A 24,619-nucleotide genomic window follows, 5' to 3' on the forward strand; every position below is an offset into this window, starting at 1 on the left:
ATTTCCCTAACAGATGTTAAGATTTCAGGTTAAATGTTTTCAAATATGCGCTCTGCAAGAGGTTTCGGGTATTATTCGTGACTGAACAACAAGAAAATCAAAAACCCTCTCGTTCTTTCGCTGGTATTGCTGGTATTGTTGCCGTAGCAACTTTAATTAGTAAAGTATTCGGTTTAATTAGACAGCAAGCTATAGCAGCTGCTTTTGGTGTAGGCCCTGCCGCTACAGCATATAGTTACGCCTATATTATCCCTGGCTTTCTCCTCATTTTGCTAGGGGGTGTCAATGGGCCGTTACATAGTGCTGTTGTTAGTGTTTTAGCCAAGCGTAAAGACGAAGAAGCTGCACCACTGGTAGAAACGGTCACAACCTTAGTGGGTGGTTTGCTGTTGGTGGTGACAGTAGCGCAAATTTTCTTAGCAGCACCAGTAATTGATTTGGTTGGTCATGGTTTAGAACCAACTACTAGAGAAATTGCGATTCGGCAGTTGCAAATAATGGCTCCTATGGCCTTATTTTCTGGTCTAATTGGTATTGGTTTTGGCACGCTGAATGCAGCTAATCAATATTGGTTACTCTCCATCAGTCCTTTATTATCTAGTGTGACTGTTGTCATTGGGATTGGTGTTTTAGCTTTGCAATATGGCAAAGAAATTATTAAACCAGAATTTGCCTTTATTGGTGGAATGGTGTTAGCTTGGGGCACTTTAGCTGGGGCAACTCTGCAATGGGCTGTCCAATTAATTGTGCAATGGCGGTTAGGTTTAGGTTCATTACGGTTGAGATTTGATTTTAAATCTCCGGCTGTAAAGGAAGTAATAGAAATTATGACTCCGGCAACTATTTCTTCAGGAATGATGCCGATAAATGTGGCTACAGATTTATATTTTGCTAGTCCTATTCCTGGTGCTGCGGCTGGTTTTAATTATGCAAATTTGTTAGTCCAAACGCCCTTAGGAATTATTTCTAATATTATTTTATTGCCTTTATTACCTATATTTGCTAAGTTGGCTGAACCAGAAAATTGGCCAGATTTAAAATTACGTATTCGTCAAGGATTGTTATTAACTGCGGTGACAATGCTACCTTTAGGGGCGTTAATGGTAGCTTTATCAGTACCCATTGTGCAGGTAGTGTATGAACGGGGGGCTTTTAAACAAGAAGCAACCCAGTTGGTATCTTCTCTATTAATTGCCTATGGAATTGGCATGTTTGCCTATTTAGGGCGTGATGTTTTGGTGCGGGTGTTTTATGCTTTGGGTGATGGGAAAACACCATTTAAAATCAGCATTTTTAATATTTTACTCAATGCAGCTTTAGATTTTATTCTTGTAAAACCCTTTGGTGCACCTGGTTTGGTATTAGCTACAGTTGGGGTAAATTGTAGTTCAATTTTGATGCTGTTGTGGTTCTTAAATCGCAAGTTGAATGGTTTACCTTTGCGAGAATGGAGTGTACCAATTTTTGGTTTAACTGTGGGTAGTGTGGTTGCTGGGGTTGCGAGTTATGGTACTTTGGTTGCTTGTCGGCAGGTGTTGGGAAATCAGGGTTTAGTTATTTTAATAGTTGAGTTGTGTGTTGCTGGTGCAGTGGGAATTGGGGTGTTTACGGTTATTGCAGGGATGATGAGAATACCGGAGGTTAATGGTTTTGTGGTGAAGATGCGGCAGAAGTTTTTGAAGAGGTAAATCAAGGAATATCACGATTATTTTTTACCCAATCAACAAAATTCATTATAGATGTTTCAGTAGGTTGGGTTAATACCAATTTAAAAAATGATTGTTACAGATGTAGGTTGGGTTGAGGTACGAAACCCAACACTCTAAAACCTTGTAAACGTTGGGTTTCACCTTGTTCAACCCAACCTACGCATCTGTCGCATTCTTTTATGGAATTGGTATAAGTCCTACAACATTAGACATCTGGCATAAATATTTTTTTTGTTTCACCTAGAGTCGCTTCAGAAGAGAACCCAAAGAAGGACTTTTGCAAGAGGCCTATTTTTGATGAAGAAATTCGCCTCAAACACTTGCGGGGTAAGGGAAATAAAACAAAAGCCCTAAAATGCCTGAAACCATGAGGAAATCAAGATTAAGCAGAAAATATTGACAGAGATAATAAAAACGGATGCTGTCGGTATCAGGTTGGATGAGTTTAGCTAGAGGCGCACCCATCCCATCTTTTCATACGGAGACCATTGTATCAATCCGTGATTCCGGTGCAAAATCAAGCAACTTTAAGAATTATTACCTAAATACACCAGCAAGCCGATAGATTTATGATATTTTGTAAGTAATAAGTGAGATGCTATTACATCTGACACTTTAAATAAACTACCTGCGGATAAGAAACGTTAAACCTATCAATGTACAGTAGTATTTTAAATACAGACTTGAATAATAGCCAAAGCTACGCTCTTCTCGATCTATCTGCCAAGGTGGAATATGCGCTCTTAGCACTCTTAGAACTAGCCATCCACCATGACCAAAAAGTCCCTCTGACGATGAATGAGATTGCAGCCAAGCAACCCATCCCAGAGCGATATCTAGAACAAATTCTCACTCACCTGCGTCGTGCTGGTGTTGTGCAGAGTCAACGAGGTTCCAAAGGTGGTTTTTTGCTATTGCGTGAACCCTGGCAGATTACCTTGCTAGAAATAGTTACCTTGGTAGAAGGGGAACGTAAAGAAAAAGAGAGTGCAGAAACTCGAACCATCGAAAAAACTTTGGTGTTGGAAATTTGGGAACAAGCTAACGCTTCGGCAATTGAAGTATTGCGCGGTTATACGCTCCAAGATTTGTGTCAGGAAATAGAAACTCGCACTCAAAACAATCCCATGTATTACATTTAATCACCCAGAGGTATAGTCATGCGAATAGCAAAAAATATTACTGAATTAGTAGGTAGAACACCCTTAGTACAGTTGAATAAAATTCCCCAAAGCATTGGTGCAGTAGCGCGAATTGCGGTCAAACTAGAAAGTATGAATCCCGCAGCTTCTGTGAAAGACAGAATTGGTGTGAGCATGGTGGAAGCCGCAGAAGCAAAAGGGTTAATTTTCCCAGGAAAAACCACCTTAGTTGAGCCGACTTCGGGCAATACAGGAATTGCTTTAGCCATGGTTGCAGCAGCTAAAGGTTACCGCCTAATTTTAACCATGCCGGATACCATGAGCCAAGAAAGAAGACTGATGCTGAGGGCTTATGGAGCGCATCTAGAGTTAACACCAGGGGTGGAAGGAATGCGGGGAGCGATCGCTAGAGCTACAGAAATCGTAGCTAGAACCCCCAATGCTTATATGTTGCAACAGTTTAGTAATGCTGCCAACCCCCAAATTCATGCTCGGACTACAGCCGAAGAAATTTGGAATGACACCGATGGAGAAATTGATATCCTCATTGCTGGAGTTGGCACTGGAGGAACAATTACAGGGGTTTCTGAAGTAATTAAACAGCGTAAACCCAGCTTTCGAGCGGTGGCAGTCGAACCAGTGAATAGCCCCGTTTTAGGTGGAGGAAAACCAGGCCCCCATAAAATTCAAGGTATCGGCCCCGGCTTTATTCCCGCTATTTACCGTTCAGAATTGGTAGATGAAATCATTCAAGTTACAGATGAGCAATCTATTTCCTATAGTCGTCGGTTAGCAAAGGAAGAAGGACTATTGTCAGGGATTTCCACTGGCGCGGCTTTATATGCAGCCCTACAAGTTGCCAAGCGTCCAGAAAATGCCGATAAATTAATAGTCATGGTACAACCCAGCTTTGGTGAACGCTACCTCAGCACACCACTCTTTAAAGACCCAGAAGAAAGCGAATGGTTGACGCAAGTTTAAAAGTTGATTCCTTCATAATTAATCAACTTTTCTTCACCAATACCAGCAAACAAATACAACTAGCCAGGAGCTTAATCGGACTCAAAGCTTGACTTTTCCACACAATTACCAATCCTAAACCCATCAGTACGAAAGGTACAAGATAATTACCATACTTGGTGAAAAAATCAGCTATTTTCCTCTGGTGGGTTAATTTATAGGCTGCATAACACCAAATTGCTAATAAACAAAAGAATACAAATATAATTAAAATAAAACCTGCTAAATTTGTACTAGAAAATAAAGGTATATAAATACTAATATTATCGCTGCCATTAGCAATAGTCACTAGGGCAACAGTGTAGATTTGTGGTGAGAGAAAATGCTCACTAATTGATGTTTTAGATAATGTTATTTCTGAAGTTTCTTCAGGCAATGAACCTAGTTCCTGATTCACCAAACTACTGATACCAATAGCCAAAGGTACTAACCCCAGTAAACCAATCAATTCTGGCGGTAGAATTAGTCCACCTAATAAGCCTGGTAAACTGAGGATTAACAATATAGTAAATCCCAAATATTGGCCGCAGACAACTTGCCAAGACCGAAAATTATCATTGACTTGAGTAAAAAACACCAACAAAATTACCAGGTCATCAATATTAGTAGCACTAAAAGCGGCGACTCCGGTAATGATGGATGTGAATAATTCGTCCATGCTTGAAAATTTTTATCTTGATGCACTTGCAGATTACAAATATTGATATGTTGATAAATGGTATTTAATCAAATTTTACCATGACCCATTTAATTACTGATTTTACTCAAGGCATCATTGCATTTACAGCTACTAATATTGACGATATTCTCATTTTGTTATTATTTTTCTCCCAGATAGACCAAAGTTTTCGCCGTAGACACATTATTATTGGTCAATATTTGGGATTTTCTGCCATTATTCTCCTGAGCTTACCAGGATTCTTTGGCGGTTTATTTATTCAAAAAGAATTCATTGGTCTGTTAGGACTAATACCAATCATAATTGGTGTGAAGCAACTTTTTACTAGAAAAGAAGAAACTACAGAAATTCAAGCTGTTAGTGCAGATTTATTAGACGCATCCTATTCTAACTCTCGATTTTCTTTCTTGTTAAGTGTTTTACATCCAAATACTTATAAAGTTGCGGCTATTACCATTGCTAACGGTGGAGATAATATTAGTATTTACATTCCTCTATTTGCAGGGCAGAACTTTGCTAGTTTAGGAATCACCCTATTAGTGTTTTTCGCAATGGTAGGGGTTTGGTGCGGTATAGCTTATTTATTAAGTCGTCAGAGGGCTATTGCTACTATTTTAAGTCGTTATGGTCAAGCGATGGTTCCTTTTATTTTAATTGCCTTGGGTTTATTAATTATGTATGAAAGAGGAACTTTTAATTTAATTAAATCCCTGATAGGGAAGTAAACGAGTTTTTAATTTTTGATTTTCAAGCTTGGGCAACTAATTTCCAGCTAACCATCATTAAGATGCTATAGATGATAAAACGCAGAGGACGTTGAGGTGCTATCTGGCAAAGTTTCGCACCGATGAGAACTCCGGGTACTGAACCGATCCAAATTGGCACTACTAAACTCCAATTCACAGTTCCTAATGTGAGGTGACCAAAGGATGTGAAAATTAATAAAATTGCTGCCTGAGTAATATCTGTACCTACTAATTTACGTGCATCCAGGCGGAAAAACCCAATCAAAACTAAGGCAAACATCGAACCTGAAGAAACACTAGTCATCCCTACACAAAAGCCTAAAACTGCCCCAAGCACTACAGTGAGAATGCGCCCTAGATGAGTTTTGACATTTAATTTTGGCAGTTCTGGTAAGTTGAATTTGGGAAAAAATGTCATCAACAACATTTGTATTAATGCTGTCAATGTAACGATTAAAATCATTACTCCTAATAACCGCAGTAGGAGGCTATCTATGTCATGTTGTCCACTGTTTCTGAGGTGGTGTAAAGCTGCTACACCCAGTAATGAACCAGAAACACTACCCATGGCTAGCCATTTGACTATTTCCAAATCCAAGGTTTTTTGTTGCCAGTGTTTCACTCCACCTACTACCTTCATTAAAGTGGCTGCTACTACATCAGAACTAATAGCAATAGATGGGGGCACTTGAAAGAAAAAAATCAACATGGGTGTGATGAGAGAAGCACCACCTATTCCCGTTAAACCAACGATGATACCAATGACAAAGCTGAAAAAAGGTAGTAACAAGTAGTCCATATACATATCTGGTAGTAGGTTTTAGCTGTGTTGAGTTTGAAGATAAAGCTTCCTCGCAGAATATAATTACTACTCAAGGGTGAGTTTTTCTGCCTTGTGAACAGCCAGGAAGTAATTTTTAAATCGTAAAACACTAAAATCCGATTGACTTACTGTATTTTATCTTAAATCTGCCAAAAGTCTAGTGTCAATTGATATAAATTGATCCCCAGTTTTGTGCTTTTCTTGTGAGGTAGATTAGCCAGAAATCTTCTTTATAGAAACTACAGTTATGGGCGTTTGTATTAAATAGCTGAATTATTTATTGTAATAACTTCGTGTAATTCACCATGTTTATATTTTCCAGTAGGGGCGGGTTTACCAATGTCTTGGTTGATGGTTGATGATATCTGTGAACCCGCCCCTACTATTTCTGTGGATGTATGGTCTAGGGGTAGTTTTACCAATATCTTGGTTGATGGTTAATGATATCTGTGAACCTGCCCCTACAATTTCTGTGGATGTATGGTCTAGGGGTAGTTTTACCAATATCTTGGTTGATGGTTAATGATATCTGTGAACCTGCCCCTACAATTTCTGTGGATGTATGGTCTAGGGGTAGTTTTACCAATATCTTGGTTGATGGTTGATGATATCTGTGAACCCGCCCCTACAACTGCTATCCCGGCTAATATAAAGATGTATCGTCGCCCTACACTCCCTAAGACCCATGACATCAACTGTGCTAAAGTTTCCCCGCCTAAATGCTCCCCAGCTACACCAGTTGTCTAACGGTTTAACTATTATTGCCGAGCAAATGCCAGTGGAAGCAGTGAACCTGAGTTTGTGGACAAATATCGGTTCTGCTGTGGAGTCTGATGATATTAACGGTATGGCTCACTTTTTAGAGCATATGATTTTTAAGGGAACACAGCGATTAGTTAGTGGTGAGTTTGAGCGACGAATTGAGGAACGAGGGGCGGTAACTAATGCTGCGACTAGTCAGGATTACACTCATTACTATATAACTACTGCTCCTAAAGATTTTGCAGAATTAGCACCACTGCAAATAGATGTGGTTTGTAATCCCAGTATTCCTGATGATGCTTTTGAACGGGAAAGGTTGGTGGTTTTAGAAGAAATTCGCCGTTCTGAAGATAATCCCCGGCGGCGTATTTTTCGCTGGTCGATGGAAATGGCCTTTGATAGTTTGCCTTATCGCCGTCCAGTATTGGGGCCAGAATCGGTAATTGCTCAATTGCAACCTCAGCAAATGCGCGATTTTCATAACTATTGGTATCAACCACAGTCAATTACAGCTGTGGCTGTGGGAAATTTACCTGTGGAAGAATTGATAGATGTTGTGGCAGAGGGATTTACTAAATATCGACAACCAGGAACACTGCACAGGGAACAGAGAAAAGCTCATCCTGAAGCTGCATTTACAGAAATTGTCAGACAGGAATTTGTTGATGAAAGTCTCCAGCAAGCTAGGTTAATTATGGTTTGGCGAGTACCTGGGTTGATGGAACTTGATGAAACCTATGCTTTGGATGTGATAGCGGGAATTTTGGGACATGGACGGACATCTCGACTGGTGCAAGATTTGCGGGAAGAACGGGGGTTAGTGAGTACAATTTCCGTCAGCAATATGAGTCATCTATTGCAAGGAACATTTTATATTTCCGCTAAGTGTGGAGTAGAAGATTTAGCAGCGGTGGAAGATGCGATCGCTCAACATCTTCGCACATTACAAACTGAGTTGGTGAAGGAATCAGAAATTGCCAAGATGCAGCGACGGGTAGCAAACCGATTTATTTTTGGCAATGAAACCCCAAGCGATCGCGCCGGTCTGTATGGATACTATCATTCTTTGATTGGGGATTTAGAACCAGCCTTTAATTATCCAAACTATATTCAGTCCCAGGATGCTGTTGATTTAATGCAAGCAGCAAAGCAGTATCTTTCTCCAGATGCCTATGGTGTAGTTGTGGTCAAGCCAGGTGAGTAGAGTTGGGGTTTATCTCTGGGAAATTGGTAATCTAGTTTTGATAACCAACCACTGACAAAATATATGCTTTGGACTGAAATTGATACTCATATTAGTGATGTCACAGGTGACAAATTCCGCTCAACACAGCATCTTTCTGTTAGTGGTGGATGTATCAATCAAGGTTATGCAGTCAGTGATGGTAAGCTGACCTATTTTGTCAAATTAAACCAAGCCTCCCATGTAGCAATGTTTGAAGCCGAAACATTGGGTTTACAGCAGATGTATGCAACTGGCAGTATCCGTGTGCCTAAACCTCTATGTTGGGGCATCACAGGTAATTCTAGTTACATTGTCCTAGAATGGTTGCAAATGGGAGGTGGAAACAACAAATCTTGGCAACAGATGGGGCAGAATTTGGCAGCAATACACAAAGCGACCAGTGACAAGGGTTTTGGTTGGGATATGAATAACACCATTGGTTCTACGCCACAAATCAATCCTTGGACTGATGACTGGGCAGAATTTTATTGTCAACACCGTTTAGGTTATCAATTTCAGTTAGCAAGACGACGGGGTGGCAATTTTCCTCACCAAGAACAGTTATTAGCAGCTATCCCCGAATTATTAGCGGGTCATGAGGTGCAACCTTCCTTAGTCCATGGGGATTTATGGGGTGGGAATGCTGGGTGTACTGTAGACGGGGAACCAGTGATTTTTGACCCAGCCACTTATTATGGTGATAGGGAAGTAGATATTGCCATGACTGAGTTGTTTGGGGGTTTTCCGGCTGCATTTTATCAAGGTTATGAAGAGGTGTTTCCTTTAGATCATGGGTATGAAAGGCGGAAAACTTTGTATAACCTTTATCATGTTTTGAACCATTTCAATTTGTTTGGTGGTGGTTATGGTTCCCAAGCTAATCGGATGATTGAGCAGATTTTACGCTAGATACAAGATTGCACAAAGCAGAGAAGCAAATGAATACTCAATTGGTCGATTCATTAGTGCAAATTATTACTTCCCTGAGTACGGAAGAACGTCTATTACTACAAGAACGCCTCAACAGTATGGCAATTCAAGTTACTCCTGATGTATGTGGTGGACAGCCACGTATTCGTAACAGCCGTATTCCTGTGTGGACTTTGGTAGAATTCCGTCAACAAGGCGCAGATGATGAGGAATTACTGCGGAACTATCCTGGCCTGACTAGAGAGGATTTAACGGCAGCATGGACATACTATGCACAGCATCAGGAAGAGTTAAATAATGTGCTAACTGCTATGAATCAGGAGGATAATGCTTAAGTTCTACTCCAACGAGAATTTTCCAATGGATATGGTGATAGAACTGCGTCGGCTTGGCTATGATGTTCTAACTTCTCAAGAGGCTGGACAAGCTAACCAAGGTATTCCTGATCAAGAAGTGCTGGCTTTTGGCAATCAAATTGAGCGAATAGTCATTACTCTCAACCGTGATGACTTTATCGACCTACACCATAAGGGTATTTCTCACCAAGGCATAATCATTTGTAAAACTGATAGAGACTACACAGGACAAGTACAAACTCTGCATCTTTATCTACAACAAGTAGAAAATCTGAAAAATCGTCTCATTCGAGTGAAAAAGCAGAACCAACGTAAATCCAGCCAGCAGGTGTTTATAATTCAAGAATATAAAGGCAACTAAAGTAACTATTTGATTAATTAGGGTAGGTTTAATAGCCTACCCCATAGAATTTAAGTCATGGTTTCGATATCGTATAATTGGCACAGACTGCGGATTTTCTGCTGAAGGAGCGATCGCACATTTTCCGGTGAGACTATCTCGCAGTCGTCCCCATAACGCAACACTTCCCGCACCAACCAGAAGGGATTTGATACTCGTCTCACCACTTGGCGGACTTCTCCTATCACTTCATTGCTGATGTCATTGGGTTTTGGTTCATAGGCTTTAATCAAACCACGATAAAAGTGTAAGTACACTTTTAGGTTATCTAGCCCTTCATGTCGCCATTGTCCGTTTATTGGTACAACACCTTTAATTTTATCCAGGCGCAAACAGCGATTGTGTATCAGTTCTGGAAAGTCTGTATTGGCAACATCTTCGGTGTCATCTTCATCGCACCAAATATTTAAGTAAAAACGCTTCTCTTCAAAAGTGATTTCGGCATAACGCACAGTAAAAGACAAATCTCCAAACTGAGGATTTGCATAGAGTAAGTGAAAAGGTTGTTGATTTTGGCGGAATTGGTCTGCCAGAATACGCCATGCTTCCGTCGGTTGGCTGACTTGCTGGAGTATTTGTTGACGTATGGGAAGCTCAAGTTGTCCGCGTTCTAGTAATAGGCTAGAGATAGTTTGCGCTTGTTCAATAAAACCTGAGTCCTTTAGCAGTCCTATAGCTTGCTGGAGTGCTACTACTTGCGTTGAGTTTAAGGTAAAGGGTTCACCGACTTCAAACTCATGTTGAGCGATCGCTACCAATAATCCAGATACACTGGGAGACTTACCCCAGAAGATACGCAATTTGCGGGCGATTTCTTCTAGTTGTTCTTTTGTTCCAGAGGGGATTGACAGTGTAATTGTCTCTTTTTTTCTAGACATTCACAAAAATGTAATTACAGTATTGACATGCAGGGGTATTTACAGTTATTGTATCTGTATTAAAGATTTCAGTAACAAAAAAATCAGCTAAACGCATTTGTAATTGCTAATTTGGAATTTACAAGCCAGATTCAAGATAGTTTGTTGAGATATGCAAGATTGCAACCATTAGTTGCAGAAATTGAAGTGAGTTATTAAGGATATGTTAGAAAATTATAGTATTCAACTTAAGTCTGTTTATTCACAAACTGTCCCCACACCTGATGGAGTAACATTACCAGATGGTTGGTCACTTTCTTGGCATCAATTAGAAACTTTAAAAGCTTTGCGTGACCCAAATATTGATGTAGTGTTTAACACTGCCATGACTGGTGATGGTAAAAGTTTAGCTGCTTATTTAGAAGTTCTTCAAGGTGAATTTTCCGCAATTGGACTTTACCCAACCAATGAATTAGCACGTGACCAAGAAACACAGCTTCAAGGATATATTGATATATTCCAGCCAGAAAACCAACCGCGCGTATTTAGATTAAGTGGTGCTGATTTAGAAATATATGCAGAAAATGAAGGCTTAAAAAAAGGGGCGGCACTTTTAACGCTTGCTAGCCAAAGAGAAGCATTATTAACTAACCCTGATATTTTTCATTATTTACATAGAGGTGCTTATATTATTTCTGGCGATAGTCCTGATAAACTATGGAACAAAATTGATAAAGATTTCGACTTATTTATTTTTGATGAGTTTCATGTTTTTGCAGCACCGCAAATCGCCAGCGTAATTAACTCCATGCTGTTAATTCGCTGTACAAATCGCCGGAAAAAGTTCCTCTTTCTCTCCGCGACACCAGATAGAGATTTAATTAGTAGATTAGAAACAGCCGAATTTCGGTGTCGAGAAATAAGCCCTCTGGAGGAAGATAAATATCAATTTCCTGATACTCCAGAACAAGAAACGCAATTAAAAAACCAAGGATGGAGACAGGTAGCACGAGATATTTCACTTAAATTTATATCTTTAGAACCGAGTTTTAAGGCTTCAGAAACTTGGTTGAAAGAGAATAGTAATTTAATTGTATCTCACTTTCAGCAACATACAGGCAGTAAAGGTGCGATTATTCTTAATTCGATTGCAGCAGTCAAGCGGCTGACTCAATTTTTTCAAGAACTTTTAAAACCTTATAATTTAACTGTAGGTGAAAACACAGGTTTATCTAGCAAAGGAGAAAAAGAGCTAAGTCTTGCGGCTGATTTAGTTCTAGGTACTAGCACTATTGATGTTGGTGTGGACTTCAAAATTAACTTTTTAATCTTTGAATCATCAGATTCAGGTAACTTTATTCAGCGTTTAGGAAGATTAGGAAGACATGACGGATATGAAAAAAACGGTCAAAAAGTTAAGTTTGATAATTTTACAGCTTATGCTTTAGTGCCTAACTTTTTAGTTGAGCGTTTATTTCAAACTGAATCACCACCATTACAAGTTAATGGTATTTATGAGCGTCCATTTTTGCAACAAACTCTCAAAGACCAATATCGGAAAATTAATGATTTTCGTGGTTATTATCGCCGTTGGGGTGCTGTACAGTCGTTTTGGCTATGTTATAAATTGAGCGATCGCACCATTCAACAACAGTATGCCCAAAGTCGCGAAAAGTTTCAAGCAGCCTGTGAAAAAGTATTTGATACCAGCTTAAAATCACAAGCCGGACGTATCTCCGCATGGGCTAAAGAATGGAAAGAAAAATCCGGTAAATCAGGAAATCCCATTGCTGATGATGCTGCTAGTTTTCGCGGTTCCAGTCCGTTGCAATGTGGACTATATGATTTAACCGAAAACAACGAAGCGGAAAGATTTAAAACCTATGATTTACCAGGCATTTTAAGCAACTTAGAAATTGAAATGTGGACAGAGGCGGGATTTATACGGACATTGAAAGAAACCGCCGAACGTACCGGACAACCCATAGCCAAAGGTAGATTTGCCCATTGTCTCGCATTTATAAAGTTGCGTTCCTATCGTGAAGAACGGTTGAACTGGAAATTTACCTATTCTGGAGACTTACAACCCATCGCTGATGCTTGGAAAGTACAGGTTTTAACAGGTATAGGAATATGGCAACCGGATAACCCTTGGATAGGTCAAATTGATAAAAAGCTGAAGAAAGAAGGTTTAGTTTGTTATATAATTCGTCGTCCTGTTACAGAAGTGCGGATGCGGTTAAGACTCCCAATGCACTTTCAGCTTTACCCCATCAGCGACCAGTCCAGTGTTCATGATGCTAATACACCCTATTCTATAGCCTTTGGTCAGTCTGCATTGTTGCTGGATACGCTTGCTTATACCTTTAAAAGCAAAGGAGATGAAATATGGATTGCTTGAAATTTCAATCCCTGATAGGGATTTTAGAAAGCTTTGTAAGAAAGCCCAGGAGCAACCGCCATTGCATACATGGATATTCGTTTCAATCCCTGATAGGGATTTTAGGCAACTTAATGGCGTTACTACCTTTGATGATTTTAGCTCAAAATAGTTTGTTTGACATAGCTACCCCTAAGAGGGGTTGAATAACCATGAATAAAATTTATGATTTAGGAGATATACTTTAGTCATAGTTCAGGAGGCATTGAGTATAGGAGATGACATGAACCAAAAAACTTATAGCAAGATAGCTAGTGCTGCAACCTTTTTACTCACCAATCGTGCTACTGAGTGTAAGGATTATCTTGAGCCACCTTTTCGCCTTGCCATCGACATTTTAGAAGTGATGAATGATGGTAAACCTTATAAGCCTTGCGAAATAGCTCAGTATCTAATGATGCAGAATATAGACTATCGGGAGAAAGGCTTAAATCCTAGTACGGTGCGCCAAGTATTACAAGCACTCAGAGCAGGTTCAGTACCTATAGTAAGTGACCGCAAAAAGGGTTGGTATATCAAAGGTCAGTCCCTAACCTAGTTTAACAATGAATTTTGGAGAAGGTTTTTATTGTTTACTTAGTCATTGCAGTAGCAATCACCATTGGATACATGAGATAAGTAATCCGAGTCCTCACCCAGATAGTTCATAACTACGGGCTGACAAGGTGTCATAATTTTCATTTTCCTGGTTCATTACTATTTTTGACTTTTGTTCAGTAAAAATTTTCTCCCAAATCAAAAATCCTATTTTCACGGAGAAATTAACATGAGAACAACCAGAAAAATTACACCTTCAGCATCATCATCTTGTGTACAGTTAGAACTTCCCTTGTATCGGAAACCAATCCTGCATATTAAGAAAAAAGTTCGTGGTAAAAACAGAAAAGGATTTGACTTGTTAGAAGAAGCTGTAAATTGTTTTCAAATTGCACTAGATAGAAATGAAATTAAATCTCCGGAAGCTAGAGATGCCATAAGACAATTTCTATCCTTTGTAAAATAGGATAATTAGTTACCTTGGTGCGTTACCAACACACTAACGCACCAATCAAATCATTTTTGATGATAGCAATAATCTTTATCTATAAAATATAGATTATTATAGCTGTTCACTTTCTGGAGCATCATAAAATGCAAAAAGACACTCCCACAATTACAGAACTTAAACAACTATCCTTACAACTGCCAGAAAAAATACCTTACTTGAAAATGTTAGTTCTCTTTGGTTCTAGAGCAACTGGTAATACCAAAGCTAATAGTGACTGGGATTTTGCAGTTTTATGTGACGAAGAACAACGTCAGACTTACATAGGAAATCATCATTCTTCTTTATTTGAACTACCAAGTTTGGTTGGGCAATTGTTAAAAATAAATTCTGACATTATAGATATTGTCGAACTCAATCATTGTTCTTGGTTAATTGCTCATTTTATAGCCCGTGATGGAATTGTCTTGTTTGAAAAATATTGTGGAGAATTTGAGAAATTTAAATTAAATTCATTGAAAAGTGAAACTGAGTTAAAACAATATCGCCAAGAACAATATCGAATCCTTGACAGAGAATTAAAGAAGTGGGGAGCATGAGTAATATAGACTCGGAAATAATTGTAGCTAGGCTCAGGCTAATTAATAAATATTACAACACATTAGAAGAATTCCGCTCCATTAGCCTTGATGAATTTTTGTCTGATTTTCGTCAACAACTTGTTGTAGAAAGACTTCTGCAATTAATGACTCAAGCCGCAATAGACATCAACGACCATATATTGTCAAAGCTAAACCCTGGGCAAGCTTTCACTAATTTTGAGGCTTTTATCGAATTGGGTCAATATCAAATCATTACACCAGAACTAGCTAAACAAATTGCACCATCGTCAGGATTAAGAAATCGGTTAGTGCATGAATATGACGATATAGACCCAAATCAAGTTTTCAAAGCAATTAGTTTTGCTTTACAGCAATACCCACTTTATGTTAGACAAATCAACTCTTATTTGATTTCATTGGAAGAAGACAATGGCTATAAAAAGTAAAGAATCAGATGAATATCAACAGTTATCGCTCTTAGAAACAGAAAACAGTTCAGAAGAATTTCAATCATCAGAAGATGACTGGTTATCAAGTGAATTTGGCTTTGATAGTGATGGCGATAGAACTATTGAAACCAAAGGACAATTACTCACACTTAAACTATTAAGAGAAGCAATTAAATCGCAAAATACCAATGATCAAGTAATGGCAGATTTTGCCGAGTATGTTTTACCTAATCTGCTGAAAATAGCTATTGGTGTCACGGCTAAAGGTGGTAAATTCTTTGATGAAATAGATGAAAAGCGAGCAGCAGAAGGTAAAAGCAGAGTTAGACGGGATAATGCTGCTGACCAATCTTTAAATACACACTTGCTCAACGGTTTATTTCCAGCAAATTTAATTGAGCAAAGATTAGAAAAGCTCGATACTACTGTTAAACGAGTAGTCAAAGATAAAGAACGACGTTTAGTAATTGCTGGGTTTATTTTACATGACTTTGAAAAGTTCCCAGATGCACCGGAAGATTGTCGCAAGTTACCTTTAGATGAACATAGAAAAATCATTGATGAAAAAGTTAAACAATTAGGACTTGATAAATTTATCAATCCTGATAATCCTGAAGATTATCAAGAGTATCTTGATGATTTATTGTGTATGGCTTACAATGCACAAAGACGCTGGGATACTAACTGGAATTTTTCTGAGTTTGGCTTAAATCCCGTTTTAAAAGACCGGACTATTCAGAGTCTATCAGATTTAACTTGTTTAGCTGATTCTCTCGCTTCAATTATCAAACATCCCCAAGACGCAGAAAATCCAAGACTGAATGAAATTATTCATAGTCTCAGTGATGGTAAATTGAAATTTACTTATCATCACATTGCCGAAAATAGAGGCGTTTTAACCAACGTTGTTAATAATGCTGTCATTGAAGCTCATACTAACTTAAATACTGAGGAAAATAAATATTATCAACCTTTGTTATATCTACCAACTGGTGTAATTTATCTAGCTTTGCGTGATGCTCCCCCTATCTCATCAGCAACTTTACCAGACTTGGTAGTTGATAAGATTAAATCTCTCTGTGCTGGTCAATTGAAGCTCAGACAAACGGGGTTTGGTAGAGATGGAAAAGGGATGAAATATGCTGAATATTACAACCTCTTTTTTGATTCTCCTGGTTTAATGCAAGTTGCTTTAGATGCAACACTGAGAATTTTAAAATCTGGTAAACCATCAGTTGCTAAAAGTCGCAGTGAGAATTTAGTGAAATTTCAAAAGCAGAGTGTTTTATCTGCTGATTACGATTTTAACTTTGATGATGATATACGTATTGATCAAATTGCCGAATTTGGAGATTTAATTACTCGTAAAATTTGGGAAGAAACAGTTGAGAGAATTGAAATAGCTAGAAAAAAAGATAAAAAACTTCCAGAAGTTCCCAAGTTTGATTTAACTCACAAAGTCGCTGAATTTTGGAATTTAACAGAATATTTACCCCAAATCAGAGAAATTCAACTTATCAATGAAAGTTTGAAAGAACAAAAACTCAAAGGTAATACCGGGGGTGTACCTTATGAATGGTATTACCTAGCAGCTAAATATCTGGAGAAGAATCAAGGTGTTGAAGATGTTAGAGAAAATTGTCAACAGGTGATTGATTATTTAACAAATTTAATATCACCAATTCTAACTCAGTATCAATTACCCGATGGTTGGGATGATTTAAGGTTATGGGTAACGAGAGTAGTGATGTTACCTAGCGCGAATAAAGCAGCATCTGTCAAAACGGAAGTTGATAATTTTCTCCATGAGTTAAGTAACTATAACGCTGCTAAAAAGTCAGGGAGAGGTAAACAATTAATTTGCTCAATTTCTCACTCAGCTTACACTGTTACTGAGCAAATGGAATCAGCGGTTTTATTTACTCCCCAAGTTTATACTAATAAGCAAATGTTAGGAGGTTCTAACGCTAAACGCAACATTTCCAGTATTGCAGGAGTGGAAATGATGCTCAGACAAATATTGATGAATCAAACTCAAGCAGTAGGTAAAAGATTTGAAGATGGTAAATATCGCTATCTCTACTTTTATCCAACTTATTACTTCACACCAGAAACTAATAAGTTCTTACAAAAAGCTTACACCAATATTGCTCAAACTCGGTTCGATACTAGCATCCGAAATCATTTCATTAGTAAAGATTTACAGGTTGATTTGGGTAAAGAAAATTATCAAAGTGTGGATAGTTTCTTAATTGATGAAAATTTAGATAGTGAAAAAGACCGCACATTTAAACTTTCCTATCCTGAAGATCAACCTTTAACTTTTTACTTCATGGCTTTACCTCCTGGAAGAGACAGCACTGATACTGAATCTTGGGTAATGCCGAGTTGGTTAGCGTTTGCTTTTCCGATGATTTTAGATGTGAAAACTGTAGTTTCTGAGTCTCCTATTCCTCCATTTAATGACGGTGCAGAATTTGAAGAAACCGTATTTCTTGATAGTGCGCCTCATGCTTTCCGAACTTTGGTGAAAAGAGATAGATTCAGACTTGATTACATTCTCGAAGGTTGGGAAGAGTACGGTATTCAATATCCTGCACCTTTAAATGTATTAACTGCTGCTTACGCTATTCATTTAGATGTCAATGCTAGGCAAGGTAAAACTGGTTATGATGCTAACTGGGGGAAATTTACGGAACTAGCCAAGGATTTTGAAACCAGTCCTCTGTATGTCTTTGCTTATCTGAATAAATGGGTGCGTAACCAAGGAGTGGAAACAGCCAGGCTTGAAAAAATCAAGCTTTACACTTATCATTTTTACCCTTGTTTTGACCCTTATACAAAATTTGATTTTAATCAGGAGAAATTAATTGTGGGAGAAGCGTCTAATTTGAATCATCCAAAGAAATTAACGGAACTGTATCGCCGTTTTTACCGGGCGAATAAAAGGTTTAATCCTAAAGCTAATGCTGTTTTAAAACCGATTGATATTGCTGCGGAAACTATTCTGAAAGCAGATTCAAGTGTGTTTGAGGGTGAAACCTTAACTTTAGCAGTAGCAGCAGAGATTTTTAAACTCATGGATCGGGTACATTCTTCAACTGCTGAAGGACGCTGGATGATGAGTAAACGAGAGGAAGAAAGACAAGCTGTTTTAGATTTTGCTAGATATTTTGTAGAGGAAGTATTTGAGAAAAGTTTTAAAAGCGATCGCGCGCGTTTAGCAGGTCGTCAATTAAACCTGATTCGCGATACCTGTGAATTTCTTTATCGTTTAGAAGATGACAAAGAAAACGCAGATAAATCTAAATCTGACGACGAAGATCCGTAGGGGTTTAGCAATGCTAAACCCCTACCCCACCCAAAAATTTTACTAACTTCATTAACCCTAATTTGGAGAAACATTATGGCATTTTTAAAAACCGTTGACGCTAAATTATTTCAATCTGAAATCCCCTACAAACCAATGGGTAAATATGCCCACTTTCTCACCATTCGTGTGACCGAATCTTATCCTTTATTTCAAACAGATAGCGAACTCAACAAAGCACGAGTTAGAGCAGGAGTCAAAGACAAAAACACCATTAGCCGTCTTTCCATGTTCAAACGTAAACAGTCCACGCCAGAAAGATTAGTAGGTCGGGAATTATTGCGGAAATACGAATTTATGACAGCAGAAGATTGTGAATATAACGTTAAATTTGCAATGGATAATCCTGATTGTATTATTTACGGCTTTGCTATTGGTGACTCCGGTTCAGAAAAATCAAAAGTTGTCGTAGATACTGCATTTTCAATTACAGCTTTTGATGAATCTCACGAAACATTTACCCTCAATGCACCTTTTGAAAATGGGACAATGGCTTCTAAAGGTGAAGATAATTCTAAACCTGGTGAAGTTACTAGCAGAATTAATCAACAAGACCACATTAAACCACAGGTATTTTTTCCCAGCATTGTTACACTCAAAGACCCTACAGAAGCCAGTTTTTTATATGTTTTAAATAACATTATCAGAACTCGACACTATGGCGCACAAACAACCCGTACAGGTCGCATCAGAAACGAATTAATCGGAGTTGTATTTGCTGATGGAGAAATTGCCAGTAATCTCCGTTGGACTCAAGCAATATATGACCAAATGAAGGCTAATAATACACTCAAATCACCAGATCCTTTAGACGAAGATGATGTAATTACTGCTGCTAAAAAGGCAATTGAGAATTTAATGGCAGATGAGTTTATTGTGCATACTGACTTTATTGGTGATGCTTTTATACCTTTGTTGAATGAAGTCAAAACCCTGACTAATAACGAAGCAGGAATTAAATCTATTTTGCAAAAAGCTGATGCAGAAGCTAAAGAATATGCCAATAAACATATTAGCAAAAAGAAAACTGCGGCTAAGGCTAAGTAACAGCCATGACTATTATCTACCGTTGTCAATTAGAACTACACGACAGTCTGTATTTTGCCACTCGTGAAATTGGCAGACTATACGAAACGGAGCCAATAATTCACAATTATGCACTCTGTTATGCACTCGGCTTAGTTGATAACCCTGTTTACTCAACTACCGTTGCTGAAGAAGATTCCTATTGCTATTTCTGTCCTGAACAAGTGCCAAAATATGAGGAACATTTAACCCCACTCAACCAACAGGAAATTTATGTTACTCCGGCTCGTTCTCTCAATCATACGGCTATTCTGAATACATGGAAGTATGCTAATAATAACTACCATGTAGAAATGGAGAAAACCCAAAAGAATATTCCCAGTTTTGGACGAGCCAAAGAAATTGCGCCAGAAAGTCAATTTGAGTTTTTTCTCATCTCTGAAAAACACATCAAATTACCGAAATGGATTCGTTTGGGAAAATGGATGAGTAAGGCTGAGTTAATAGTTAAAGAATTACCTAAACCGAAAAAGACTGAAGGTGTATTCACCTGTTCTCATCCTTTAAATCCTTTGGATGTCATGTTTACTAATCAAGTAATTAGCTATGATGTAGTAAATATGCCGCCAGTTAGTCTAATTCAAAATGTGCAAATGCGAGGGGAATATTACTATTTTGATGATGTCAAAGATGTAAAACTTCCTAAGTTGATGCAATACCGTTTTCGGAGTTAATTACTGACCAAAACCTTTACCTCTTTTTTTCTTTTTAGGAGGACTTAAAGGCATTAATTCAGTCATCAGACTACCACGATTTTGTAACATTAACTTACGATTTCGATCCCGTTGATAAGTTGCTATTTCTTCTGCATGGGGATGATCCGGATCTATTTTGAGATGGGTAATAGATACTACATATTGTGCTTGATCTTCATCTTTGGGATTATCGTTTTTGCTGACTAGTCGGCACATAATCCCACCTTCATCTCCAGAATAAGCTACCCAATCAACCTCAAATTCTTTCTCTGGATTGACTAGTTCTCCCCTTTTTTTCAACATTTTTAAGAATTCTTTCCTTGCCTTGACTTTAATTGGTAAACTGGCTTCTAACTTTTCAGTAAGTGCAGTTGCTACATTTTTATCATCAATTCTCATGTATCTAACCCTCTATGGTATTTTGTTTAAGTTTAAAATTATTACAATCATAAACTGAAATACTTAATTATTCTTTCCTGCTTTTGTACCGTGAAATACTATCAACAACAACCCAACGCCTTCCCCATTAATTACCTTAACGACTTATGGGGAGAAATCAATTCTTGCCCTTACTTTGCTGTCAACAACCTCAACCGCGATTTTGTCAACACCAAAGGTTTTTCTGTAGTATTCCAACGTGAAGGAATCGCAGAAGTAGAAAAAAAATTTCCTTTTTTCAAGCCTTATTTAGATTTGGCTCTTCAGCCTAATTGCAACGCTTTTTATCTTAATCCTTTACTGCTCAAAGAAGGTTCTCGTGTTGACCCGCATATAGATAGGTCGCTCCGTTCCTATTGTAAAACAATTCAACCACCGGCTTATGTCAGCGTTCTCTATGTGCGTGTCCCAGAAAACATGGAGGGAGGAGAATTAGTCTTAAAATCCCACAAACGCCAAGTTGGACAAATTAAACCCCAAACTAATACCCTGCTTTACTTTCAAGGTGATTTAACTCATTCCGTTAATGCTGTCAAAACTCCTGGTAATCGCTTGAGTTTGGTTTGTGAGCAGTATAATTTAGATGAGAGTGAATTAGAAGAAATACCGTATTTTACTTTAGAGTCTAGAGCTACTCAAGCGATAAATAAGAAACGCAAGTAAAAAATTACATCAAGTTTTAATTTCCTCATTGAGAAAGGAAATATCTAAAATATGCCTCATAGCTTAGTGTTAAATCTGCTTCCCCAGTCACCTATCCCACCCCAATATCTAACAGGAAGACACTTACACGCTCTATTTCTCACACTAGTCAGTTCTGTAGATTATAGCTTGGGCGATCGCTTGCATGATGCCACCGCAGATAAAGCCTTCACCCTCTCCCCCTTGCAAATTCACTCTCCACGCTCCCACAGGGGTGCTAGCAAACACACAACCTTGCAATTCTTTCATTCCCAACCTATCCTCCCAGGAACCCCTTGCTGGTGGAGAATATCCCTTTTAGACGACACTCTTTTTAGTCAACTAACGCAACTATGGCTAAATCTCAACCCTGATAAACCTTGGCATTTAGGCCCTGCTGACTTATTTATCACCAGCATACAAGGCACACCCCAGTCTACCCAACCTTGGGCAAATGCTACCACCTATGCTCAATTATATGAACAAGCCGGCGCAGTTGAGAAAACAATTAGCTTGATTTTTGCTACACCAACCGCTTTCCGTCAAGGCAAGTTTGATACCACTCTTCCTACTAGAGAATGTGTGTTTAATTCCCTTCTTTCCCGTTGGCATAAATATAGTGGCATAGAATTTTCAGATATTGCCATCGAATCTATTTTTCCTTCATTTATTAATATTCACACAGAAATAGTAGCTGATTCTCGTAGTAAATTTATTGGCGTTATGGGCGAGATTACATATCGAATTATGGGTGATTTAGAACCAGAAAAAGTTAAGCAAATTAATGCTTTAGCTGACTTCGCTTTGTATGCTGGTGCGGGAAGAAAAACAACAATGGGTATGGGAATGATAAGAAGAAGGTGACAGTTAAGAAGCTGACAGGGAACAGGTGACAGGTGACAGTTAAGAAGCTGACAGGGAATAGGTGACAGAGAGAATTTAGTAATGAAAATTGAATCACATCGAGATTTAATTGTGTGGCAAAAATCTAATCTATGGATATGGTAGTCCAAATTTATCAATTATCTACCGCATTTCCGAATAGCGAAATTTATCGGCTGACATCACAAATTACTCGTGCTGCTTCATCCGTACCTGCCAATATTGCCGAAGGTCACGCACGAGGCACAACAAAAATTGATTTTGCTCATTTTCTGGCTATTGCTAAAGGTTCACTCATGGAAACAGAAACTTTTCTGATGCTAGCAGTCAGACTAAATAATTTAACTCCAGAGCAAGCAAATCCCACGTTATCTCTAATTACAGAGATTAGCAAAATGCTGACTTCTTTGCGCTACCGCATCCTTAATAATTAATGAATTAATCATGAAAGGACTAATAATAATCTTGCGTCTGTAATTCTTTTACTCTTCAGACCCCACGCCCACACCCACGCCTACACCCACCTAATAATAATCTTGCGTCTGTAATTCTTTTACTCTTACCTCTCACCTATTTACTATGACTAAACAAAACACTCTTAATAATCTAACCGCATCTTCTTTACTGTCACCTGTCACCTGTCACCTATCACCTATTACTATCGCTTCTCTCAATCAATATTCATACTGTCCCCATAGATGTTGGCGGATGCACTGTGCAGGAGAATTTCAAGATAATCAATACACAATTGAAGGCACAAGTTTACATGGTAAAGTACATACGACAGGTGAAGGTAAACGGGAATCAACTTGGCAATTTCGCTCAATTTGGCTCAAGTCTGAACAGTATAACCTGAGTGGTAAATCAGATTTAATTGAAGAAGAAAACGGCGAATTTTACCCAGTGGAATATAAGCGGGGACGCAAGGGGAATGGGATAATGATGAATTACAAGTTTGTGCCCAAGCTTTATGTTTAGAGGAAATGACTGGTAAATCTGTAAACATTGGCTATGTTTATTATGCCCAATCTCATCAACGACAATTAGTACAAATTACGCCAGAATTACGCCAAAGCACAATTGACACTATTGCATCTGTGCAGAATCTGTTAATCACAGGAATAATGCCTAAACCTATTTACAGTAAACGCTGTAAAGGTTGTAGTTTATATTCTCAATGTTTACCCGAAGTTCGCGAAAAAATGAGCCGCTATCAAGAAGAAAATTAAGGAGTTAATTATGGGAACACTATATGTCGCACATGATGATGCTTTTATTGGCAAAACTGATGAGAGATTGATTGTCAAAGCTGAGAAGAAAATTCTACAAGATATTCCTTTTATTCAGGTCGAGGGAATTGTAATTTTAGGACGAGCAACAGTTTCACCTGCGGTTGTTGAAGAGATTTTAACCCGCAAAATCGGTTTAACTTTTATCAACCAAATCGGACATTATTTAGGCAGACTTGAACCGGAACATACAAAAAACATCTTTGTGCGTAAAGCTCAATGGAGTGCAGCAGGAGAAACACCCCAATCTATACATTTAGTTAAAGGTTTTGTACGGGGTAAATTGAAAAACTATCGTAATGCTTTACTTCGCGCTCAAAGGGAAGATGCTGGGCTTGATTTGAGTAGTTATATTACTAAATTAGAGCAAGCAATATCACCAATTGAGCAAACAGATAAAATTGCCTCCCTCCGAGGTCTAGAAGGTGCAGGAAGCGCAGCTTATTTCGGGTGTTTTGACCAACTGATTAAACATCCAGATTTTGAATTTTCCAAACGTAAACGCCGACCTGCAACCGACCCTGTAAATTCTCTCTTGGGTTTTGGCTATACCTTGTTACAACACGACATTCAAAACGCCGTGAATATCGTCGGTTTTGACCCCTATCTTGGATATTTGCACTTTGACCATTATGGCAGACCTTCCCTAGCTTTGGACTTAATGGAAGAATTTCGCCCCTTGGTAGTGGATGCAATGGTGTTGTCACTCATCAACAAGCGATCGCTCACACCAGCAGATTTTATCACCGAACCCCTCAGCAATGCCATGAAATTAAACCCAGAGGGTAAAAAAACATTTCTAAAAGCCTATCAACAAAAGAAACTCGCAAACTTCAAACACCCAGTATTAGGACGCAAATGTACATATCAAGAAGCCTTTGAAATTCAAGGGCGGTTATTAGCTAAATATCTCATGGGTGAAATTGAGCAATATCCACCTTTAGTATTGAGGTGACAGGGAACAGGTGACAGGTGACAGTAAAGAAAGCAGGGGAAGCAGGGGGAGAATAAACTTCTATCTATTCCCTATTCCCAATGACAAATGACCAATGA

Annotated in this window: 25 protein-coding genes and 1 pseudogene; 22 read left to right on the forward strand and 4 right to left on the reverse strand. The window is 38.4% G+C overall.

Going from position 1 to position 24,619, the window contains the following annotated elements:
- The first annotated feature begins 77 nt into the window (after positions 1–77).
- The 3 genes from murJ (at position 78) to cysK (ending at position 3,832) form a co-directional block, all read left to right on the forward strand.
- Entirely contained in the window at positions 78–1,688 is a 1,611-nt protein-coding gene (murJ, locus tag H6G73_RS06135) for a murein biosynthesis integral membrane protein MurJ (protein WP_190602295.1), read from the forward strand.
- A 677-nt stretch (positions 1,689–2,365) separates the two neighbouring features.
- A complete protein-coding gene (locus H6G73_RS06140; protein ID WP_190602297.1) occupies positions 2,366–2,851 on the forward strand; it encodes an RrF2 family transcriptional regulator in 486 nt (161 codons plus the stop codon).
- Between the two features lie 18 nt (positions 2,852–2,869).
- Complete coding sequence (cysK, locus tag H6G73_RS06145; RefSeq protein WP_190602299.1) at positions 2,870–3,832, forward strand: cysteine synthase A; 963 nt, start codon at positions 2,870–2,872, stop codon at positions 3,830–3,832.
- A gap of 22 nt (positions 3,833–3,854) precedes the next feature.
- Here cysK and H6G73_RS06150 read toward each other — a convergent pair whose 3' ends face one another.
- A complete protein-coding gene (locus H6G73_RS06150) occupies positions 3,855–4,529 on the reverse strand; it encodes a cadmium resistance transporter (RefSeq protein ID WP_190602301.1) in 675 nt (224 codons plus the stop codon).
- 80 nt (positions 4,530–4,609) lie between these two features.
- On the opposite strand from H6G73_RS06150, the gene H6G73_RS06155 reads away from it, so the two are divergent.
- Positions 4,610–5,275 (forward strand): cadmium resistance transporter, encoded by a 666-nt coding sequence (locus H6G73_RS06155; RefSeq protein WP_190602303.1) that lies wholly within the window; start codon positions 4,610–4,612, stop codon positions 5,273–5,275.
- 22 nt (positions 5,276–5,297) lie between these two features.
- Here H6G73_RS06155 and H6G73_RS06160 read toward each other — a convergent pair whose 3' ends face one another.
- Positions 5,298–6,095, reverse strand: a complete 798-nt coding sequence (locus H6G73_RS06160; protein WP_190602305.1) for a sulfite exporter TauE/SafE family protein — start codon at positions 6,093–6,095, stop codon at positions 5,298–5,300.
- Positions 6,096–6,568: 473 nt separating this feature from the next.
- On the opposite strand from H6G73_RS06160, the gene H6G73_RS24275 reads away from it, so the two are divergent.
- From H6G73_RS24275 to H6G73_RS06185, 5 genes are all read left to right on the forward strand, one after another.
- A complete protein-coding gene (locus tag H6G73_RS24275; protein WP_206756230.1) occupies positions 6,569–6,724 on the forward strand; it encodes a hypothetical protein in 156 nt (51 codons plus the stop codon).
- Between the two features lie 80 nt (positions 6,725–6,804).
- Positions 6,805–8,085 carry a M16 family metallopeptidase gene (locus H6G73_RS06170; protein ID WP_190602309.1) on the forward strand — a complete coding sequence of 427 codons (1,281 nt, stop codon included), beginning with the start codon at positions 6,805–6,807 and terminating at the stop codon, positions 8,083–8,085.
- A 63-nt stretch (positions 8,086–8,148) separates the two neighbouring features.
- The gene (locus tag H6G73_RS06175; protein ID WP_190602310.1) at positions 8,149–9,015 is read left to right on the forward strand and encodes a fructosamine kinase family protein; all 867 of its coding nucleotides are present in this window, start codon (positions 8,149–8,151) and stop codon (positions 9,013–9,015) included.
- 29 nt (positions 9,016–9,044) lie between these two features.
- Positions 9,045–9,371, forward strand: a complete 327-nt coding sequence (locus H6G73_RS06180) for a DUF433 domain-containing protein (RefSeq protein ID WP_190602312.1) — start codon at positions 9,045–9,047, stop codon at positions 9,369–9,371.
- Positions 9,364–9,753: a DUF5615 family PIN-like protein gene (locus H6G73_RS06185; protein WP_190602314.1), complete on the forward strand. Its 390-nt coding sequence runs from the start codon at positions 9,364–9,366 to the stop codon at positions 9,751–9,753. The genes H6G73_RS06180 and H6G73_RS06185 overlap by 8 nt, the downstream gene beginning before the upstream one ends.
- A gap of 50 nt (positions 9,754–9,803) precedes the next feature.
- Here H6G73_RS06185 and H6G73_RS06190 read toward each other — a convergent pair whose 3' ends face one another.
- Positions 9,804–10,670 carry a transcriptional regulator gene (locus H6G73_RS06190; RefSeq protein ID WP_190602316.1) on the reverse strand — a complete coding sequence of 289 codons (867 nt, stop codon included), beginning with the start codon at positions 10,668–10,670 and terminating at the stop codon, positions 9,804–9,806.
- 202 nt (positions 10,671–10,872) lie between these two features.
- Here H6G73_RS06190 and cas3 point away from each other — a divergent pair, with 202 nt between their 5' ends.
- From cas3 to cas5d, 8 genes are all read left to right on the forward strand, one after another.
- Positions 10,873–13,050, forward strand: coding sequence for a type I-D CRISPR-associated helicase Cas3' (cas3, locus tag H6G73_RS06195; protein ID WP_190602317.1), 2,178 nt, complete (start codon positions 10,873–10,875; stop codon positions 13,048–13,050).
- Positions 13,051–13,312: 262 nt separating this feature from the next.
- Positions 13,313–13,627, forward strand: a complete 315-nt coding sequence (locus H6G73_RS06200) for a hypothetical protein (RefSeq protein ID WP_190602319.1) — start codon at positions 13,313–13,315, stop codon at positions 13,625–13,627.
- A gap of 228 nt (positions 13,628–13,855) precedes the next feature.
- A complete protein-coding gene (locus tag H6G73_RS06205) occupies positions 13,856–14,092 on the forward strand; it encodes a hypothetical protein (RefSeq protein ID WP_190602321.1) in 237 nt (78 codons plus the stop codon).
- Positions 14,093–14,220: 128 nt separating this feature from the next.
- Positions 14,221–14,673, forward strand: coding sequence for a type VII toxin-antitoxin system MntA family adenylyltransferase antitoxin (gene mntA, locus H6G73_RS06210; protein WP_190602323.1), 453 nt, complete (start codon positions 14,221–14,223; stop codon positions 14,671–14,673).
- Entirely contained in the window at positions 14,670–15,122 is a 453-nt protein-coding gene (gene hepT / locus H6G73_RS06215; RefSeq protein WP_190602326.1) for a type VII toxin-antitoxin system HepT family RNase toxin, read from the forward strand. The genes mntA and hepT overlap by 4 nt, the downstream gene beginning before the upstream one ends.
- The gene (gene cas10d, locus H6G73_RS06220) at positions 15,106–18,456 is read left to right on the forward strand and encodes a type I-D CRISPR-associated protein Cas10d/Csc3 (RefSeq protein ID WP_190602327.1); all 3,351 of its coding nucleotides are present in this window, start codon (positions 15,106–15,108) and stop codon (positions 18,454–18,456) included. The genes hepT and cas10d overlap by 17 nt, the downstream gene beginning before the upstream one ends.
- 75 nt (positions 18,457–18,531) lie before the next feature.
- The gene (cas7d, locus tag H6G73_RS06225; protein ID WP_190602329.1) at positions 18,532–19,542 is read left to right on the forward strand and encodes a type I-D CRISPR-associated protein Cas7/Csc2; all 1,011 of its coding nucleotides are present in this window, start codon (positions 18,532–18,534) and stop codon (positions 19,540–19,542) included.
- 5 nt (positions 19,543–19,547) lie between these two features.
- Positions 19,548–20,255: a type I-D CRISPR-associated protein Cas5/Csc1 gene (gene cas5d / locus H6G73_RS06230; protein WP_190602331.1), complete on the forward strand. Its 708-nt coding sequence runs from the start codon at positions 19,548–19,550 to the stop codon at positions 20,253–20,255.
- Here cas5d and H6G73_RS06235 read toward each other — a convergent pair whose 3' ends face one another.
- Positions 20,256–20,675 (reverse strand): hypothetical protein, encoded by a 420-nt coding sequence (locus H6G73_RS06235; RefSeq protein ID WP_190602332.1) that lies wholly within the window; start codon positions 20,673–20,675, stop codon positions 20,256–20,258. It abuts the gene before it with no gap.
- A gap of 90 nt (positions 20,676–20,765) precedes the next feature.
- Here H6G73_RS06235 and H6G73_RS06240 point away from each other — a divergent pair, with 90 nt between their 5' ends.
- The 5 genes and pseudogenes from H6G73_RS06240 (at position 20,766) to cas1d (ending at position 24,521) form a co-directional block, all read left to right on the forward strand.
- On the forward strand, positions 20,766–21,377 hold the full coding sequence (locus H6G73_RS06240) for a 2OG-Fe(II) oxygenase (protein ID WP_190602334.1): 612 nt from the start codon (positions 20,766–20,768) through the stop codon (positions 21,375–21,377).
- A 51-nt stretch (positions 21,378–21,428) separates the two neighbouring features.
- The gene (gene cas6 / locus H6G73_RS06245) at positions 21,429–22,259 is read left to right on the forward strand and encodes a CRISPR-associated endoribonuclease Cas6 (protein ID WP_190602336.1); all 831 of its coding nucleotides are present in this window, start codon (positions 21,429–21,431) and stop codon (positions 22,257–22,259) included.
- Positions 22,260–22,390: 131 nt separating this feature from the next.
- The gene (locus H6G73_RS06250; protein ID WP_190602338.1) at positions 22,391–22,711 is read left to right on the forward strand and encodes a four helix bundle protein; all 321 of its coding nucleotides are present in this window, start codon (positions 22,391–22,393) and stop codon (positions 22,709–22,711) included.
- 145 nt (positions 22,712–22,856) lie between these two features.
- Positions 22,857–23,506: pseudogene (cas4, locus tag H6G73_RS06255) on the forward strand (CRISPR-associated protein Cas4).
- A gap of 10 nt (positions 23,507–23,516) precedes the next feature.
- Positions 23,517–24,521, forward strand: coding sequence for a type I-D CRISPR-associated endonuclease Cas1d (gene cas1d, locus H6G73_RS06260; RefSeq protein ID WP_190602340.1), 1,005 nt, complete (start codon positions 23,517–23,519; stop codon positions 24,519–24,521).
- Positions 24,522–24,619: the final 98 nt, after the last annotated feature.

This window comes from Richelia sinica FACHB-800, from assembly GCF_014698825.1.
Lineage (GTDB): Bacteria > Cyanobacteriota > Cyanobacteriia > Cyanobacteriales > Nostocaceae > FACHB-800.